Origin of the sequence: Chryseobacterium glaciei, assembly GCF_001648155.1 — a bacterium.
In the GTDB taxonomy this organism is placed as follows: domain Bacteria; phylum Bacteroidota; class Bacteroidia; order Flavobacteriales; family Weeksellaceae; genus Chryseobacterium; species Chryseobacterium glaciei.
In genome coordinates this window covers 690489-706906 of the sequence record NZ_CP015199.1, presented here as the reverse complement: position 1 = coordinate 706906, position 16418 = coordinate 690489, and the positions used below count along the sequence as shown (strand labels likewise).

The 16418-nt window shown below is 33.5% G+C and carries 15 protein-coding genes and 3 tRNA genes; 16 read left to right on the top strand and 2 right to left on the bottom strand.

Going from position 1 to position 16418, the window contains the following annotated elements:
- Positions 1–29 precede the first annotated feature (29 nt).
- The 14 genes from A0O34_RS03135 (at position 30) to A0O34_RS03070 (ending at position 9900) form a co-directional block, all read left to right on the top strand.
- Positions 30–647: a WbqC family protein gene (locus A0O34_RS03135; protein ID WP_066759463.1), complete on the top strand. Its 618-nt coding sequence runs from the start codon at positions 30–32 to the stop codon at positions 645–647.
- Between the two features lie 86 nt (positions 648–733).
- Positions 734–2407 carry a S8 family serine peptidase gene (locus A0O34_RS03130; protein WP_066751018.1) on the top strand — a complete coding sequence of 558 codons (1674 nt, stop codon included), beginning with the start codon at positions 734–736 and terminating at the stop codon, positions 2405–2407.
- A gap of 125 nt (positions 2408–2532) precedes the next feature.
- A complete protein-coding gene (locus A0O34_RS03125) occupies positions 2533–3027 on the top strand; it encodes a lipocalin-like domain-containing protein (RefSeq protein ID WP_066751015.1) in 495 nt (164 codons plus the stop codon).
- A gap of 25 nt (positions 3028–3052) precedes the next feature.
- The gene (locus tag A0O34_RS03120) at positions 3053–3742 is read left to right on the top strand and encodes a YiaD family glycine zipper/OmpA-like lipoprotein (protein ID WP_066751014.1); all 690 of its coding nucleotides are present in this window, start codon (positions 3053–3055) and stop codon (positions 3740–3742) included.
- A gap of 112 nt (positions 3743–3854) precedes the next feature.
- Complete coding sequence (locus A0O34_RS03115) at positions 3855–4742, top strand: decaprenyl-phosphate phosphoribosyltransferase (protein WP_066751011.1); 888 nt, start codon at positions 3855–3857, stop codon at positions 4740–4742.
- Positions 4739–6058, top strand: coding sequence for an FAD-binding oxidoreductase (locus A0O34_RS03110; protein ID WP_066751007.1), 1320 nt, complete (start codon positions 4739–4741; stop codon positions 6056–6058). The genes A0O34_RS03115 and A0O34_RS03110 overlap by 4 nt, the downstream gene beginning before the upstream one ends.
- Complete coding sequence (locus A0O34_RS03105; RefSeq protein WP_066750996.1) at positions 6059–6784, top strand: SDR family NAD(P)-dependent oxidoreductase; 726 nt, start codon at positions 6059–6061, stop codon at positions 6782–6784.
- A gap of 5 nt (positions 6785–6789) precedes the next feature.
- Positions 6790–7377 carry an HAD family hydrolase gene (locus A0O34_RS03100; RefSeq protein WP_066750993.1) on the top strand — a complete coding sequence of 196 codons (588 nt, stop codon included), beginning with the start codon at positions 6790–6792 and terminating at the stop codon, positions 7375–7377.
- Between the two features lie 24 nt (positions 7378–7401).
- The gene (locus tag A0O34_RS03095) at positions 7402–7890 is read left to right on the top strand and encodes a hypothetical protein (RefSeq protein WP_066750990.1); all 489 of its coding nucleotides are present in this window, start codon (positions 7402–7404) and stop codon (positions 7888–7890) included.
- 2 nt (positions 7891–7892) lie between these two features.
- Positions 7893–9068: a cysteine desulfurase family protein gene (locus A0O34_RS03090; RefSeq protein ID WP_066750989.1), complete on the top strand. Its 1176-nt coding sequence runs from the start codon at positions 7893–7895 to the stop codon at positions 9066–9068.
- Positions 9069–9151: 83 nt separating this feature from the next.
- Entirely contained in the window at positions 9152–9472 is a 321-nt protein-coding gene (gene trxA / locus A0O34_RS03085) for a thioredoxin (RefSeq protein ID WP_066750987.1), read from the top strand.
- A 141-nt stretch (positions 9473–9613) separates the two neighbouring features.
- Positions 9614–9687, top strand: a tRNA-Asp gene (locus A0O34_RS03080).
- Between the two features lie 33 nt (positions 9688–9720).
- Positions 9721–9794: transfer RNA gene (locus A0O34_RS03075), tRNA-Asp, on the top strand.
- A gap of 32 nt (positions 9795–9826) precedes the next feature.
- A tRNA-Asp gene (locus A0O34_RS03070) sits at positions 9827–9900 on the top strand.
- A gap of 582 nt (positions 9901–10482) precedes the next feature.
- On the opposite strand, the gene A0O34_RS03065 is transcribed toward A0O34_RS03070, so the two are convergent.
- Positions 10483–13551 (bottom strand): amino acid adenylation domain-containing protein, encoded by a 3069-nt coding sequence (locus tag A0O34_RS03065; RefSeq protein ID WP_066750985.1) that lies wholly within the window; start codon positions 13549–13551, stop codon positions 10483–10485.
- A gap of 243 nt (positions 13552–13794) precedes the next feature.
- On the opposite strand from A0O34_RS03065, the gene A0O34_RS03060 reads away from it, so the two are divergent.
- Entirely contained in the window at positions 13795–14439 is a 645-nt protein-coding gene (locus A0O34_RS03060) for a 4'-phosphopantetheinyl transferase family protein (RefSeq protein ID WP_157885936.1), read from the top strand.
- A gap of 250 nt (positions 14440–14689) precedes the next feature.
- Positions 14690–15187, top strand: coding sequence for a DinB family protein (locus tag A0O34_RS03055; RefSeq protein ID WP_066750980.1), 498 nt, complete (start codon positions 14690–14692; stop codon positions 15185–15187).
- A gap of 50 nt (positions 15188–15237) precedes the next feature.
- On the opposite strand, the gene A0O34_RS03050 is transcribed toward A0O34_RS03055, so the two are convergent.
- Complete coding sequence (locus A0O34_RS03050; protein ID WP_066750978.1) at positions 15238–16350, bottom strand: LytTR family transcriptional regulator DNA-binding domain-containing protein; 1113 nt, start codon at positions 16348–16350, stop codon at positions 15238–15240.
- Between the last annotated feature and the right edge of the window lie 68 nt (positions 16351–16418).

Sequence of the window (16418 nt, the reverse complement as noted above, 5' to 3'; positions counted from 1 at the left end):
AAAGAATACTTCATTTTTGCATTATGATTATGAAGAATGTATTATTACCGGTATTTTATTTACCACCCATTTCTTGGTTTTCAGTTTTTTTGAATGCTGAAAATGATGTTTTATTTGAACAATTTGAAAGTTTTCCAAAACAAACGTACAGAAGCAGAACCAATATTTTTGGAGCAAACGGAAAGCTTACATTAATAATCCCAATCAGTCATATTGGGAATAGGGAGTTTAAAAACACCGAGATATCTTACAGAGAAGATTGGAGAAGTCTTCACTGGAAATCTATCAAAACAGCTTATCAAGGCTCTCCTTACTTTGAGTTTTACGAAGATAAATTGAAAAAGATTTATGAATTAGAGGAAAAATATTTGTTGAATTTTAATTTAAAAGCTATCGAAATTCTTCAAAGTATTTTAAAAACAGAAAAGGCACACTCTTTGAATGTAGAATATATCAAAAATCCTGAACAGATCAATTTCAGAGAAAAGTTCTCTGCAAAATCACCTTCTGAATTCGAAATGGAAGAATATTATCAGACTTTCTCGGATAAATTTGGGTTTTTAAAAGACTTAACGATTTTGGACCTTATTTGTAACAAAGGACCCGAATCTTTGACTTATCTTAAAAATATTAAACAATCATATTAGTATGAAGTCACTTTATTTTGAAAGACTATTAATCTTTTAACAAAAGTGATTACCTACGATCTTTAAAAATAAATAAACAACGACATATGAAAAAGGTATTATTAGCAGCTGTTTTTTTAGCAGGTTTTAGTTTCACTTTTGCTCAGGAAGCTAAAGTTGACGCAAATCAGGATAAAGACCTAATGACTTGGTATCACAAAGACTTTGCTACGTCAAAAGTATATGGTGTAAATACGGAGAATGCTTATAAATATTTAGAATCTAAAGGTCTTAAACCTACAACAGTTGTTGTCGGAGTTTTAGACAGCGGTGTTCAGGTTGATCACCCAGGTTTAGTGAAGAATGTTTGGTCAAATCCTAACGAAGTTCCAAATAACGGTAAAGATGATGACGGAAACGGATATATCGACGATGTTCACGGATGGAATTTCATCGGTGGAAAAAATGGTGATATCGATGTTGATAATATGGAGGTAACGAGAGTTGTTGTTAAATACAAGCCTGTTTTCGAAGGAGATGATTCAGCTAAAAATAAAGCTAATCAAACTAAAATGCCTGAAGACTTCGCAATGTATATGAAGGCTAAAGAAATTTTCACTAAAAATAGTGTTGAAGGCAGACAAGCTATGCAAACGTACACGATGATCACTGATCTTATTCCTAACATGGTAAGATTATTAGGTGGAAAATCTGTAACGGCAGAAAATATTGCGGCTATCAAAGCTCCAGCAGACCAAAAAGATGCGATTGCACTTAATGTGTTAGGTCAGGTTTCTCAAAACCCTGAGTTTAAAGGGAAATCTGCAGCTGATTTCGAAAAAGGAATGAAAGAGCAGATGAAAGAAGCTCTTGAGCATTATACTCCTCAAGCTCAGCAATATGATTTAAGTTATGACCCAAGAAAATCAATCGTAGGAGATAATTATGATGATTATTCTGAAAAGATATACGGAAACAATCATTATGAAGGTCCTGATGCTACCCACGGAACTCACGTTGCAGGTATCATCGCAGGATTACCTCAAGGAAAAGAAATTCAGTATGGTGTAGCTTCTAAAGTTGCTAAGATCATGTCTGTAAGAACAGTTCCAAACGGTGATGAAAGAGATAAAGATGTTGCAAACGCAATCAGATATTCTGTAGATAATGGAGCTAAAGTTTTAAATATGAGCTTCGGTAAACCGGTTTCTCCAGGTAAGACTGTAGTTTGGGATGCATTCAAATATGCTGAAAGCAAAGGAGTTTTATTGGTGAAAGCTGCAGGGAATGAAAATGAAGATGTTACCGAACATGTAGCTTATCCTACAAACTATAAAAACGTAACAGACGAAAAACCGCTTGTAAATAATGTAATTGTTGTAGGTGCAAGTACAAATAATAATGATGCTTTGAGAGCCGATTTCTCAAATTTCAATAAAAATAAAGTAAATGTTTTTGCTCCGGGTGAGCAGATTTATTCTACCGTAACAAAAAGCGGATACAAATATCTTCAGGGAACTTCAATGGCATCTCCTGTTGTAGCAGGTGCTGCAGCCGTTTTATTGGCATACATGCCGGGATTAAAACCAGATCAGATTATTGAAGCTTTAGTAAAATCTAGCAATCCAAACACTACAAATGGTTTTAGTGATTTTTCTCAGGCTGGAGGTGTTATTGACGTGAAAAAGGCAGCTGAATACGCTTTTACGAATTTCTATAACGGAAAATCTTCTAGTGTTAAAAAGGCTACGAAATCCATAAAAAAGACTGTTAAAAAATAACTTATCTACCTGTATTTAAGGTGCAAAGATAGAAAGTCCGAATTTTTCGGACTTTTTTTATTTTTATTATGCAATTTTGGCACGGTTTTTTATAACTTTATAGTAACAAAATAATAAACAACAAAATGAAAAAGTTACTACTTGCAGGGATGTTAGGAACATCACTTTTTGCAGTGTCTTGTTCCACAGTAAAGAAAGCTGAAACATCACAGAATCAGAGATCAGAATTTCTTAAATTAAAAGGGGATTGGCAGATTGTAAGCATAAATTACGACAAAGGACTTAAAATTAAACCTTTTGATGAAGGGATTGATGCTCAGTGTTTTGTAGGAAGTCATTGGAGATTTATTCCAAATAACTACACAGGAGCTATTACGGTAAACGGTGGCGGAAACTGTGGTTCTGGATTTACTCAGCCTATCAAATTTGAAGTAAAAGACGGAAATACTTTTATGTTCAAAAAAATTGCTGATGGAACTAAAGCTAAGCAAAATTTAGCAGGATATACTTTAGATGTGATCAATCAGACTACAGATCAGTTTTCTTTAGAGCAAGATGTTCCGTTTGACGGAAGTACTGTAAAAGTTGTTTACAACTTCGAGAGAACTGGAATGAAATAATTATAAACATAAAAGATTAAAAAAGATGAAATTTAATAAATCATATATCGGAGGCCTTTTCTTATCATCAGCATTACTATTGACAAGTTGTGAGGCAGTACAAAATTCTAATCATCAACAGAGAGGTACTGCAGCAGGAGCTGTTTCAGGAGCCGTACTTGGTGGTATTTTAGGGAATAATGTAGGTAAAGGCGGAAATGGAGCTTTAGGAGCTGTATTAGGAGGTATTATTGGTGGTGTTGCAGGTAACGTTATCGGTAACAAAATGGATAAGCAGGCTAAAGACATCAAAGAAACTTTACCGGGAGCTGAAGTAGAAAGAGTAGGAGATGGTATTAAAATTACAATGAATGAAAGTATTGTAAATTTTGCATTCAATTCTTCAGATCTTACATCAGTGACTAAAACAAATTTAGATAAGTTAGCACAGGTTTTGGTAAACAATCCTGATACTAATATCAATATTTACGGACACACAGATGATAAAGGAACAGATGCTTACAATCTTTCACTTTCAGAAAGAAGAGCTAATTCTGTAAAATCTTATTTGTTATCTAAAGGTATAGCTTCAAACAGAATGTTTGCTAAAGGAGAAGGTGAAAGCATGCCGGTTGCAACAAACGATACAGACGAAGGAAGAGCTAAAAACAGAAGAGTAGAGTTTGCCATTACAGCAAATGAAAAAATGATTAATGATGCTAAACAAGGGCAGTAATTAATTTAACATATAAATATTTTCTTAAAGACCGCTTCGGCGGTTTTTTTTGTATTTTTATGCAACCATTTTTTATTTTGAATTCATTATTTTTGCAATTGAAATACCATAGATGAAGAAATATTTAAAACTACTTCGTGTAGAGCAATGGGTGAAAAACCTTTTTGTATTTGTCCCCCTCTTTTTTTCAGGTAATATCAAAAATGTAGAATTACTTACAAAAAGTATTTTTGCTTTTGTTATTTTTTCGTTGGCTGCCAGTGTTGTTTATATCTTAAATGATTATAATGATATTGAAGCAGACAGCAAACACCCTGAAAAACGCAGAAGACCTTTGGCCAGCGGAGCCATATCAAAATCAAGAGCGATAGGAATTCTTGTTGGCTTAATGATTGTTGATATTGCGCTCGTATTCTTGGCACAAACCTATTTTCATGAAAACCTTTGGAAATTTGCAACGATTATTGGGATGTATTTTGTAATGAATCTGGCTTATACATTCAAATTAAAGCATGTTCCTATTATTGATATTTTTATTATCGCGACAGGATTTGTTTTAAGAGTTTTAGCCGGAGGTTATATTACAGGAATTAATATTTCCCAATGGGCAATCTTACTGACTTTTGTTTTGGCATTGGTTTTAGCAATCGGTAAAAGGCGTGGAGAGCTTATCAATGCTCAGGTTTCAGGGAAAACAAGAAAAGCATTAGATGGTTATAATGTACAGTTTGCAGACATTGCACTTTCAATTTCTGTAACATTGGCGATCGTTTGTTATTTGATGTTTACGTTATCGAGAGAAGTTCAGGCAAGATTTCATGAAAGAGTTTTTTATACCGTAATTTTTGTTGTTTTTGCTTTTTTAAGATATTTACAGCAGACATTGGTGTACAACAGAACAGAATCTCCTACAAAAATTGTCTACAGAGACAGATATATACAGGTTACCTTATTATTATGGGTGGCTGCATTTTTAATTCAAATTTACTTTAAAAAATGAAGCCGAATTTTATACAAAAAGTCACAAACTGGGGCAATTTTCCCATAGTGGAAAAAGAAATGAAGTCTGAGGACAGCTTCAAAAAAATAAAAGATTTTGTCATTAATCATAATGAAGTCATTGCAAGAGGAAACGGAAGATGTTACGGAGATGCTTCATTGGGTGAACACATATTTTCTACTAAAAAATTAAATAAATTCATAAGTTTTGACCGTTTGAACGGAATTTTAGAATGCGAATCGGGAGTTTTACTTTCCGAAGTTCTTGAAATTTCTGTTCCGCAAGGTTATTTTTTATACGTAACGCCGGGAACGAAGTTTGTTTCTGTGGGTGGAGCGATCGCATCTGATGTTCATGGTAAAAATCATCATGCAGAAGGCTGTTTTTCGGAATATGTGATAGAGTTTAAATTAATGACTGAAAACGGCGATATCATCACTTGTTCAAGAGAAGAAAATATCGAAAAATTCTGGGCTACAATTGGCGGAATGGGTCTTACAGGAATCATTCTTACCGCAAAATTTAAGCTTAAAAATATAGAATCTGCCTACATTCGTCAGGAAAGTATTAAAGCAGAAAATCTTGACGAAATTTTTACTTTATTTGAAGAAAGTGAAAGTTGGACGTACACTGTTGCGTGGATCGACTGCCTTCAAAAAGGAAAAAATATCGGAAGAAGTATTTTGATGAGAGGTGAACATGCTTTTCAACATGAGCTTCCACAGAATTTAACCAAGAATCCTTTAAGGTTAAAGAAAAAATTACAGCCGACGGTTCCTTTTTACTTTCCGAATTTTGTTTTGAATTCACTTACGGTGAAGATTTTTAATCTGTTATATTATAAAAAGCAGTCTAAAAAAGAAGTAAAAAGTTTTATTGATTATGAAACATTTTTCTATCCTTTAGACGCTGTTAATGAATGGAATAAAATTTATGGAAAATCTGGTTTTATACAATATCAGATGGTAATTCCGAAAGAAACAGGTAAAGAAGGAATGAAAAAAATCCTTGAAACCATTGCAAATAGCGGAAACGGTTCTTTCCTGGCAGTTTTAAAACTTTTCGGAAAGAATAATCCTGACGCATACAATTCGTTTCCTTTTGAAGGTTATACGTTGGCGCTGGATTTTAAAGTTAATTCAAAGCTGAAAAAATTGGTTGAGCAATTAGACAGTATCGTTCATGAGTTCGGAGGAAGGATTTATCTTACCAAAGACAGCATGAGTAGATCATCGCTGACCAATTATCTTAAAAATGTTCAAAGTTCCAAATTTGTGTCTTTACAGCACAAAAGAATCATAAATAATAATTCATAAATGATAGTTCTGGGAAGTACGTCTGAGGTAGCTCAGGCTTTTGTTGAAAAAGCTTTGCAGGAAGGCGAAAAGTTTGAAAAAATCTATCTTTTCACGTCTAGCAAAGAAACTACGGAGAGATTTGCAAGACATATTGATGTGATGTTTTTACAGCAATCTGAGGTGATAGAACTGGATCTGATGAAGGAAATTGATTATAATCAGTTTGATTATGTCAATTCAAATGTATTATTTTGTGCAACAGGATATTTGGGAGACGGAACGGAAGAAAGTCTGTACGACAATAAAAATACGGAGAGAATTATTGATATTAATTACTCAAAATTAGTTCCTGTGATGAATTATTTTGCCCAAAAATTTGAAAGCAGAAGATCAGGAACAATTATCGGATTGTCGTCTGTAGCAGGAGATCGAGGAAGACAGAGTAATTTCATTTACGGAAGCGCAAAAGCAGCTTTTACGGCTTATTTAAGCGGACTAAGGAATTATTTATTTGAGAAAAAAGTTCATGTCATGACGGTAAAACCTGGTTTTATGGCCACAAAAATGACAGAAGGCTTACCTTTAAATCCAAAATTAACGGCAACTCCAAAACAGGCTGCGGCTTGTATTTATAAAGCATTCAAAAAACAGAAAGACGTTGTATACGTTTTACCAATTTGGGGCGTTATAATGATGATCATCAGGAATATTCCTGAATTTATATTTAAAAAATTAAAGCTTTAATTAAAATGAAAAAATTGTATTGTTTTGATTTTGACGGAACCCTTACCTATAAAGATACCATGTTTATGTATCTTAAATTTTATGATTCTGCCAAGTTTCGGGTACAATTTTTAAGACATATTCCGCTTTTCATTTTATTAAAATTAAAATTGGCCGAAACTGAAAAAGTAAAGAAAAGTTTCATCGGATCTATCCTGAAAGGGCAGACTCAGGAGAAAATAGAGAAAAAAGCCAAGCAATTCTTTGAAGAGAACTATCCAAAAATCGTTCGCGAAAATGCGCTCGATTTTATTCATAATATCGATAGAGATAATACACAAAGTTTATTGGTCACTGCCTCATTAGATATCTGGACAAAACCATTTGCCGAAGCATTACAAATGCAGCTTGTTTCCACGCGTGCAGAGTTTAAAAACGGAGTTTTCACAGGAAATTTCATTGGTAAAAACTGCAACGGAAACGAAAAATTAATGAGAATAAAAGAAGAAATAAGCAATTCTAAATACGATAAAATTATTGCTTTTGGCGATACTTCGGGAGATAAGCAAATGCTTAAATGGGCGAATGAAGGACATTACCAATTTTTTCACTAATTTTGGGTGAGTAAAAAAGTAAAAATGAATAAACTACTTATTTGGTTTTTGGCGCTCTTTATGAGCTGCACGAGTGCAGTTTCGCAGACTGCCCAATCATCAAAAAAATCACAAGATATGCAGAAAAACGGGGAAATTCTTGTCTCAGAATCTCAAGGTGGAGCAGATCAGCCCGGATTTTCAATTATTAAAAATGAACAGGAGCTTCAAAAAGCGGTGAAAGGTGGTAACTCAAATCTTATCGTAGAAGCCGGAGCTGAGCCTGCAATTAATTATCCAAAATTTCCAAAAGATAAAAAAGTAGTTTTATATAACTTAGGAATGTTCAGATCGGGGGATCACAGAATTTCAGAAATTAAAAGTGTTTCTGTGAAAAACAATATTCTGTACGTAGAAGTTCCGTTCGTAGAATCTGGCGGGATGGAAATACAGGTGATATCAAATCCTTGGGTATTATTTACCGTTCCTTCAGACTATCAATTCAATTCTGTAGAATTAAAATATTCAAAATAAAAATGAATAAAATATATTTAGATAACGCTGCAACAACGCCTCTTTCGGAAGAAGTTATTGATGCAATGGTAGGCACCATGAAGATGAATTTCGGGAATCCGTCTTCAACTCACAGCTTCGGTCAGGAAGCAAAAATTCTTCTTGAAAATGTAAGAAGGCAGATCGCAGATTATCTTCACGTAACTCCGGCTGAGATCATTTTTACCTCTTGTGGAACAGAATCTAATAATATGATCATCAAATCCAGCGTAGAAAACCTTGGAGTAGAAAGGATCATCAGCTCTCCTTTGGAACATAAATGTGTTTCTGAGAGTATTTTGGATATGAAAAACAGAAAAGGAGTAGAGGTAGCTTATATTCGTCCTAACGAAAAAGGTGATATTGATCTTAATAAATTAGAGGAATTATTAAAAGCTTCCGATAAGAAAACGTTGGTAAGCTTAATGCATGTCAACAACGAGATCGGAAATATTTACGATATTAAAAGGATAGCAGAATTGTGCAAGGCAAATAATGCACTTTTCCATTCAGATACAGTTCAGACAATGGCTCATATGCCGTTGGATTTTTCTGATATTGCTGTAGATTTCGCTTCTTGCAGTGCCCATAAATTCCACGGTCCAAAAGGTGCAGGTTTTGCTTTCATCAGAAAAGCATCAGGATTAAAAGGTATTATCACAGGCGGACCTCAGGAAAGAAGCCTGAGAGCAGGAACTGAAAATGTTGCAGGAATTGTTGGTTTAGGCAAAGCATTAGAGATTTCTATTAAAAATATGGAAGCTTATGCAACCCATATGCAGGAAATTAAAGACTACGCAATTGAAAGATTGTCTGCTGAGGTTTCAGGCATTAAATTCAACGGAAGAAGTGCTGAAAAGGAAAACAGTCTTTACACGGTTTTAAGTGCTTTACTGCCTTATAAAAACCCTCTGATAGGACTTCAGTTGGATATGAAAGGAATCGCCATTTCTCAGGGAAGTGCTTGCTCTTCGGGAGCTTCAAAACCTTCAATGGTGATGATGATGGTTTTATCTGAGGATGAGATGGATGGTTGTACACCGTTACGTATTTCGTTTAGTCATATGACAACTAAAGCTGAAATTGATGCTTTGGTAAGTGCTTTGAAAGAGATTTCAAGCGATTACGCTATAGAAAAAACAAATGTTGAGCATAGATAGTCTTATTACTGAAAAGTAGTAATTTTGAATATCGAAATCAACGATTAAAAAGAATATAATATTAATTAAAAATAAAAAATAAAATGGCTTTAGAAATTACAGATAGCTCATTCGCGGAGATACTTTCAAAATCAAATGAACAACCGGTATTGGTTGACTTTTGGGCAGTATGGTGTGGACCATGTAGAACTTTGGGACCAATCATCGAAGAAGTGGCAACAGATTTTGATGGAAAAGCAATAGTAGGAAAGGTAGATGTAGACAACAATCAGGAAATTTCTATGCAATATGGTATCAGAAATATCCCTACAGTTCTAATTTTTAGAAACGGTGAGGTTGTTGATAAAATCGTTGGAGTAGCTCCAAAAGAGACGATCGCTGAGAAATTAACTGCACACTTATAAAAAAAATAAGTTTGATAATGAATGCCTTCCGTTTTTGGGAGGCTTTTTTTTACTAAATAATTTGCAGGTAAGGGAAAAAGTTGTAGCTTTGCAATCACAAAAAAGAAACATAGTTCTTTAAATTTACAACAACGAAAATTTGATCCGGTAGTTCAGCTGGTTAGAATGCCGCCCTGTCACGGCGGAGGTCGCGGGTTCGAGTCCCGTCCGGATCGCAAAAAGTTTTCTCAATTTACTTTAAAAAAATTGATCCGGTAGTTCAGCTGGTTAGAATGCCGCCCTGTCACGGCGGAGGTCGCGGGTTCGAGTCCCGTCCGGATCGCAGAAGTTTTCTCAATTTACTTTAAAAAAATTGATCCGGTAGTTCAGCTGGTTAGAATGCCGCCCTGTCACGGCGGAGGTCGCGGGTTCGAGTCCCGTCCGGATCGCTCGAGTGAAAAAGTCGCCAATTGGCGACTTTTTTCGTTTATAACTATTGATAGACAAAGTTGTAGCCACTTACAAATGAACTTGCAACCATTTTTATTTAACAATATCAATTTAACATTAGGAATCTCTCTGAAAAGGCTGAACAGAAGAACTATCTGTTTCAGTAGAAGTCTGGCTGTACTAAATGCAATTTTGAAAATTTATTTTTAGGGATAATTAGGTTTCATGCAAATGAGGGAGTGCATAAATCCGAATTACAGATTAAGGTTGACTACTTTTCTATTAAAATTTGCAAAAAAAACAAAATCTACTGATTACAAATACTATAATTGATTTTCAGAACTCTAAAAAACCAACATACTTTGATTGGCAACACGTATCTTTCTACGTACAAATTTTTCAAGTTGTACCTATAAAAACGATCTTGCTTTTTTTGCAAAAAAAAGGAAAAACTTCAGAACTCGTTTTTTAAAATTGATATGATTTTCTATTATTTTATCTAATTTGACTCCAAATATAATTTAAACACAAACATTCACAATTCGCTTATCAAACATCCAGAATTAAAAAAGAATTAATCTTTAAAGAACTCCCATAAATTCCAGATAAGGAGTCATCAGCTTTTTATCGAAAACAGGAGGCGTTAAATTGGTATCCGCTAAAAACTGCTGCGTATTGCTTCTGTCATAATAATAGGTATTTTCATAGGCTTCTACTAATGATTTCCCTTCGTGTACATCTTCTGTGAATAGGCTTAGTAAAGGATAAATCGGCAAATTATTATCATATTTCCATTGATTGAGCCATTGATGATATTCCATTCCTTTTAAATTGATATCATAATATTCATTTATTTTGGCGCAGAAATCGGTGAGTGAAACATCATTTTCCGGTAAAGGAGAAAGGTGGAAATTGAGTCCGACCGCTTCTTTCTTTTTACTGATGTGCATGATGGCTTTACACATGTAATCTACCGTCGTTAGTTCATCTTTTAATCCCATGACAAGCGGAAACGAATTAAGCTCAACACAGCTTCTAATAAGCGATCCCCACCATTGATTCATCACGGTTGCGCCGGAAGTACTGTGACAAACTGCAAAACCTAACCTGAAATTCGTAATAGGAAGCCCTTTTTGTCGCGCTTTTTCAGCAATACTTTCCATTACCCATTTGCTTTTTATATATCCCAGATCTCTGGAAACTGCTGCCATATTTTGGTCGATAGAATCATCTTCATACATCCATGTTTTCTTTGTGAAAGGTCTTCCCCAGCTAAATACGCCCATGGAAGACAGCAACATCAGAAATTTTATTTTTCCTGCCACCGCAAGATCAATGATATTATGTAAACCATCAATATTCGATTTTTTAATTAAAGAATACGGCTGTACGTAGCTCACCGAACTTCCCGAATGATAAATGACTTCAATATGATTTGTAATGAAACTGTAGTTTTCATTTTCCATACCGAAACAAGGCAAGGATAAATCTCCAATCATCGCAATAACACGACTGTCATAATCGATCGACCACGATAATTTAAATTTTTTAAAAGTAGCTTTAATACGCTCCAGTCCTTCTTTCGAGGATGAAGCACGGACCAAACAGTAAATATTTGCTGAAGTCTGCTGTAAAAGTTCTTCTAATAAATGAGATCCTACAAAACCCGTTGTTCCTGTTAAAAAAATACTTTTAGGATTCTTTAAGATCTCCGGATCTGGTGATTCATTTATCGTAAAATCAATATGTAATTCCGAATCTTTTATCAATTCGCTGATCATCATTTCAGCTTTACTTTTTTGCGAAATTTCTGTTTTTACCATTCGATTTTCAATCTCTTTAACAAAAGCTGAAATAGTGGTATAGATATAAAGTTCCGGCAAACTGATAAGATTTCTGACAGGTTCAGGAAGCAGCATGTGCAGCTGAGCAAGCAACAAAGAATGACCTCCTAATTCAAAAAAGTCATCTTCTTCATTAACTTCTTTCAGCGAAAGAAGATCTTTCCAGATGTGCGTCACGACTTGGATCAAATTATCTTCTTTCCATTTCGGCAGGTTACTGTTTTTTGTTTGATTTTTGGGGGTTTCTAAGAGTTTTTTATCAATTTTTCCGGCATGGTTCAAAGGCATTTGATCTACAATAAAAATCTTGTCAGGAAGCATATAGGCAGGCATCACCTGTTGTAGTTTAGCCTTTATATTCTGTAAAACTTTTGTTTGATCTTCATCGGTTGCAAGTTGAATAAAAGCAATTAAAGCCGGTAAACCATTTTCTTTTCTCTGTACTTTAACCGCACTTTGAGTGATCTGTGGTAATTTTGAGATATTATATTCTATCTCAGCAAGTTCTATTCTGTACCCTCTGATTTTAACCTGATCGTCTTTTCTTCCATAAAACTCAAGATTTCCATCTTCTCTTCGCAAAGCCATATCTCCCGTTTTATAAAGTGTTGTGCCTTTATTTAATTGATCCAAAAGCCATTCCGGAGCCTGGATAAAAGATTTTATAGTGTCTTCTTCACGATGTAAATATCCTAACGCCAGTTGAGAGCCCCCAATATAAATTTCTCCAACAGTACCTTCTGCAACAGGTTTCAAATTTTCGTCTAATAGCAATACATCAACAAATGGCATTGCAGACCCGATAATTTTTGGATTAATTTCTTCTTTAAATTCAAAATTACTTACCGCAACAGTGGCTTCGGTTGGTCCATAACTATTAATTAAACGTATCTTTTTGTACCATGATTTTATGGTGTTTTCAGTACAGGCTTCACCACCAATGGCTATTGTGTGGAGATTTCCGATAGGTTTGTTCAAAGGTAACGATGCCAACACCATCGGAGGCATTAAAGGAACGGTGTCGATATGATGAGTAACAATAAAATCTAAAAGCGGTTCGCTTACAATTTTATTATTTGGATATAAATGTATCGTTGCACCCTTAATTAAAGGTGTCCAAATATCTATTATAGCAGCATCAAAACTCGGAGAAGCAAATTGCAGGGTTACATTATCAGCCGATAAGGCTAAAAATTTTGCCTGATATTGTACAAAATTATAAAAAGAATGATGTGAAATAATCACTCCTTTTGGCATTCCTGTACTACCGGAAGTGTAGATTACGTATGCAGGATTATCGGGTAAAATATCAATTAAAAGATTCTCGGTTGACCTATTTTGAAAATTTTCATCAGAAATTAAAGAATCTAATGCAATAGTTTGTGTCTGATCATTGTTTACTTTATCTAAATATTGCTCTACGCTGAGCATCAGTTTGATTTTTGAATCATCAATCATCATCTGGATTCGGGCTTGTGGTAATTCACCATCGATAGGTAAATAAGTTGCTCCCGATTTTAAAATAGCTAAAAAAGCAATGATACGGTTTGTTGATTGAGGAATACAAACTCCGATCAATCCTCCTTTTTCAATATTCTGAGTTTGTAAATAATGTGCTAATTGATTGGCTTTTGCATTAAGTTTTTGATACGTGGTTTTTTCAGAACCATCGACGATGGCATTTTTTTCAGGATACTCTTTCGAGATTTTCTCAATTTGTTTTACAATATCGACTGCATTATTCTGAAAATTGTTTTCCAAAAAATCATTCGAATGGAAGTTTACTGTGTCTAATTCTTTTTTCATGGTTTAAAATTTTATGTTAAAACTTGGTATTAGTATTATCCATAAAATTAATTAAAAAAAAACATTCGAAATTGCAATGATAAAATGAAATTGTAAAATATTAACAAGAATTATTCTTTATTATTTTTGATTCTATAAAAGTTAGAAAAATTTTGAGGGAATCAGATTTTAGACTAATTTTAAAAAATCAGATCACTTTTTAATGAAATGTCCACTTCCTTTTGGAAATATACAGATATAAAAATGTTGAAAATATTATATTCATATATTGATAAGAGTAAACATAACTTTTTTTTTAAAGAAAAACTTGTTGAAATGCCCTTGGATTTTCAACAGAGAGTTTCGAGATATAAAAAATGGGAGAATGTACAAGCGTCAATAATCGGACGTCTATTATTAGATAATCTGATAAAAACATTTGATTTAAATTTAAGTATTGAAAAATTGGTGTACAATTCAAATCAAAAACCCTATTTTAAAAATACTAATATTTTCTTTACTATTTCGCACACTGATGATATTGTTGTTTGTGCTATTACAGATATAAATGAGATAGGTATTGATATAGAAAAATTACAAGATATCAATATAAATAATTTTAATTTTTTTTTTACTACGCATGAATGGGAATTTATACACAATTCTCAAAATGCGATGCATAGTTTTATCTCTCTTTGGACACAAAAAGAATCTGTAATTAAGGCTACAGGATACGGTCTTAGTTTAGATCTTGGATCATTTGAAATAGGGGATGATAATACAACTGTGATAAATAGTACTATTTACTCGGTAAAAGATATATATATCAATCAAAAATATAAATGTCATATGGCTATTAAAGGTGATTTTCTGCAAACTGTTGAGATAGAGTTATTTAATTTTCCGTAATTCATTATGAAAAAGGTGAAAACCCAAATGTTTTGATCCCCATGGAGTTTGTTGAATTTAGATAATATTCTGGTTTATAAATACAAACGGTTCTGCATTACGTAAGTCCGGATCGCAAGATCTATTTAAACTCTTCAAAATAAATTGAAGAGTTTTTTTGTTTATAACCTTTTTGATAAACAGATTCTACAAGTCTAAAATTATGGTATTTTTGAGGTAACTCTAGAAATAACACTTTAGACGAAAAAATATGGAACATTCAACATCAATAGGAGAGTCAATTTGGACTCAATTCGGTGCGAGCTTAGATATGCTTGAAAATGCAATTGTGATGTATCCAAAAGAGCATTGGGATACGGAAAGAGAATTTTGGTATACCTCCTACCACTGTATTTTTTGGACAGACTATTACTTAACAACCGACCCAAGCAAATTTGTTCCGCCAGTACCTTTTACATTTTCAGAATTTGATCCATCTGGTAAACTGCCAGACAGAACATATACAAAAATTGAAGTGCTTACCTACTTAGAGCATTGCCGACAAAAGGCATATTTACTAACATCGGAGTTGACAACAGAAAAATTAAATGAACGATGGATCAACGAATACAAAAACTATTCGTTGCTTGAAATTTTGATTTATAATATTAGACATATTCAACATCATTCGGCTCAGTTAAACTTGTTTTTAAGGCAGACAATTGATAATGCGCCAGGTTGGGTAGGCCAAGCTAAGAAACCTATTTAAAATTGTGTGAATGAAATACGGGTTTTATATCTGTTCCGAGAAAAAATAGGTTACTGTTCCAGCCATTTTTTGAATTCTGCAACTCTATTTTTACTAATGAGTATTATTTCATCACTTTCAGGTTTTACGACAAGTTTTAATTGATTTTTGCCATACACAAGGATATTATTAATCGCTTTTACATTAATAATAAATTGGCGATTGGCTCTGTAAAATAGTTGTGGATCTAAAGTTTTGATCAATTCATCAAGACTCGAGTTGATCGAATATTGATTTCCTGAGCATGTTTTAATGTAAACAATATTATTCTCAAGAAAGAAATAAGCAATATCTGAGGTTTCTAAAGAGATTAATTCGTCTTTATGATAGGTAATAATTCTTTTCTTTGAATTTTCAGTTGATTCATCACTTGTGAAATTGTTATTGTTTTCTTTATGCTTTTCATGAATTAAATGAAGCTGTGTATTTATTGCTGTTAAAGAATTAACTTCATCATTAAGGTTTTTAATTTCATCATTTTTCTGATTTTCATATTTTTTATAAATCATTCGGATCAGAAAGAAGCTTATTCCGAGAATTGATAAAGTGGCAAGTAAGAATACAATTAAAAAAGTTAAATATAGATCGGAAATCTGCTTTTCGATTACATCAATGTTGGCATGTGAAGCTACCATCCAATTACTGCCTTCTACCGGATAAAAACTTACAATTTCAGAGGTACGGTTTGAGTTTCTATTAAAATTGTGTATTCCTGTATTCGCTTTTCCAGAATTTAGGATTTCAAGAAAATCAAACTGCTTGTCATTGTCTAAAATAAATTCTGAGCTGTTTTTCTCTACTTTACGACCAATTAAAGCCGGATTGGGATGACAAAGTTCAATACCCTTTTGATTATACATACAAATGAATCCGCTTTGAGTATCTGTATTGACAATGCTACTTTGAAGATTCTGAATAACGGTTTCTTTTGAAAGACCTTGCTTAAGTTGTAACTCTAACAATTTACCAATTTCCCTCGCTTCTCTTTTCCCAGCCTCGAACGTGCTGTCGAAAACATCTTTTTTAGAAGATGAATATAAATATCGGAAAGAAAAAAAACTGATAAGTAAAATAACAATACTTATTGCGAGAAAAGTGATGGTATAAAGATTGATCTTTTTCATTGATGATGGAAGAATTTCTAATTCGGTTCAAAATTACTCATTTATTTGCAAGAAAATATTCGCTTTTA

Excerpts from the sequence above, each read along its gene's own strand:
- A0O34_RS03135 (WP_066759463.1), top strand. The coding sequence starts at position 30 with ATGAAGAATGTATTATTACCGGTATTTTATTTACCACCCATTTCTTGG.
- A0O34_RS03130 (WP_066751018.1), top strand. The coding sequence starts at position 734 with ATGAAAAAGGTATTATTAGCAGCTGTTTTTTTAGCAGGTTTTAGTTTC.
- A0O34_RS03125 (WP_066751015.1), top strand. The coding sequence starts at position 2,533 with ATGAAAAAGTTACTACTTGCAGGGATGTTAGGAACATCACTTTTTGCA.
- A0O34_RS03120 (WP_066751014.1), top strand. The coding sequence starts at position 3,053 with ATGAAATTTAATAAATCATATATCGGAGGCCTTTTCTTATCATCAGCA.
- A0O34_RS03115 (WP_066751011.1), top strand. The coding sequence starts at position 3,855 with ATGAAGAAATATTTAAAACTACTTCGTGTAGAGCAATGGGTGAAAAAC.
- A0O34_RS03110 (WP_066751007.1), top strand. The coding sequence starts at position 4,739 with ATGAAGCCGAATTTTATACAAAAAGTCACAAACTGGGGCAATTTTCCC.
- A0O34_RS03105 (WP_066750996.1), top strand. The coding sequence starts at position 6,059 with ATGATAGTTCTGGGAAGTACGTCTGAGGTAGCTCAGGCTTTTGTTGAA.
- A0O34_RS03100 (WP_066750993.1), top strand. The coding sequence starts at position 6,790 with ATGAAAAAATTGTATTGTTTTGATTTTGACGGAACCCTTACCTATAAA.
- A0O34_RS03095 (WP_066750990.1), top strand. The coding sequence starts at position 7,402 with ATGAATAAACTACTTATTTGGTTTTTGGCGCTCTTTATGAGCTGCACG.
- A0O34_RS03090 (WP_066750989.1), top strand. The coding sequence starts at position 7,893 with ATGAATAAAATATATTTAGATAACGCTGCAACAACGCCTCTTTCGGAA.
- trxA (WP_066750987.1), top strand. The coding sequence starts at position 9,152 with ATGGCTTTAGAAATTACAGATAGCTCATTCGCGGAGATACTTTCAAAA.
- A0O34_RS03065 (WP_066750985.1), bottom strand. The coding sequence starts at position 13,551 with ATGAAAAAAGAATTAGACACAGTAAACTTCCATTCGAATGATTTTTTG.
- A0O34_RS03060 (WP_157885936.1), top strand. The coding sequence starts at position 13,795 with ATGTTGAAAATATTATATTCATATATTGATAAGAGTAAACATAACTTT.
- A0O34_RS03055 (WP_066750980.1), top strand. The coding sequence starts at position 14,690 with ATGGAACATTCAACATCAATAGGAGAGTCAATTTGGACTCAATTCGGT.
- A0O34_RS03050 (WP_066750978.1), bottom strand. The coding sequence starts at position 16,350 with ATGAAAAAGATCAATCTTTATACCATCACTTTTCTCGCAATAAGTATT.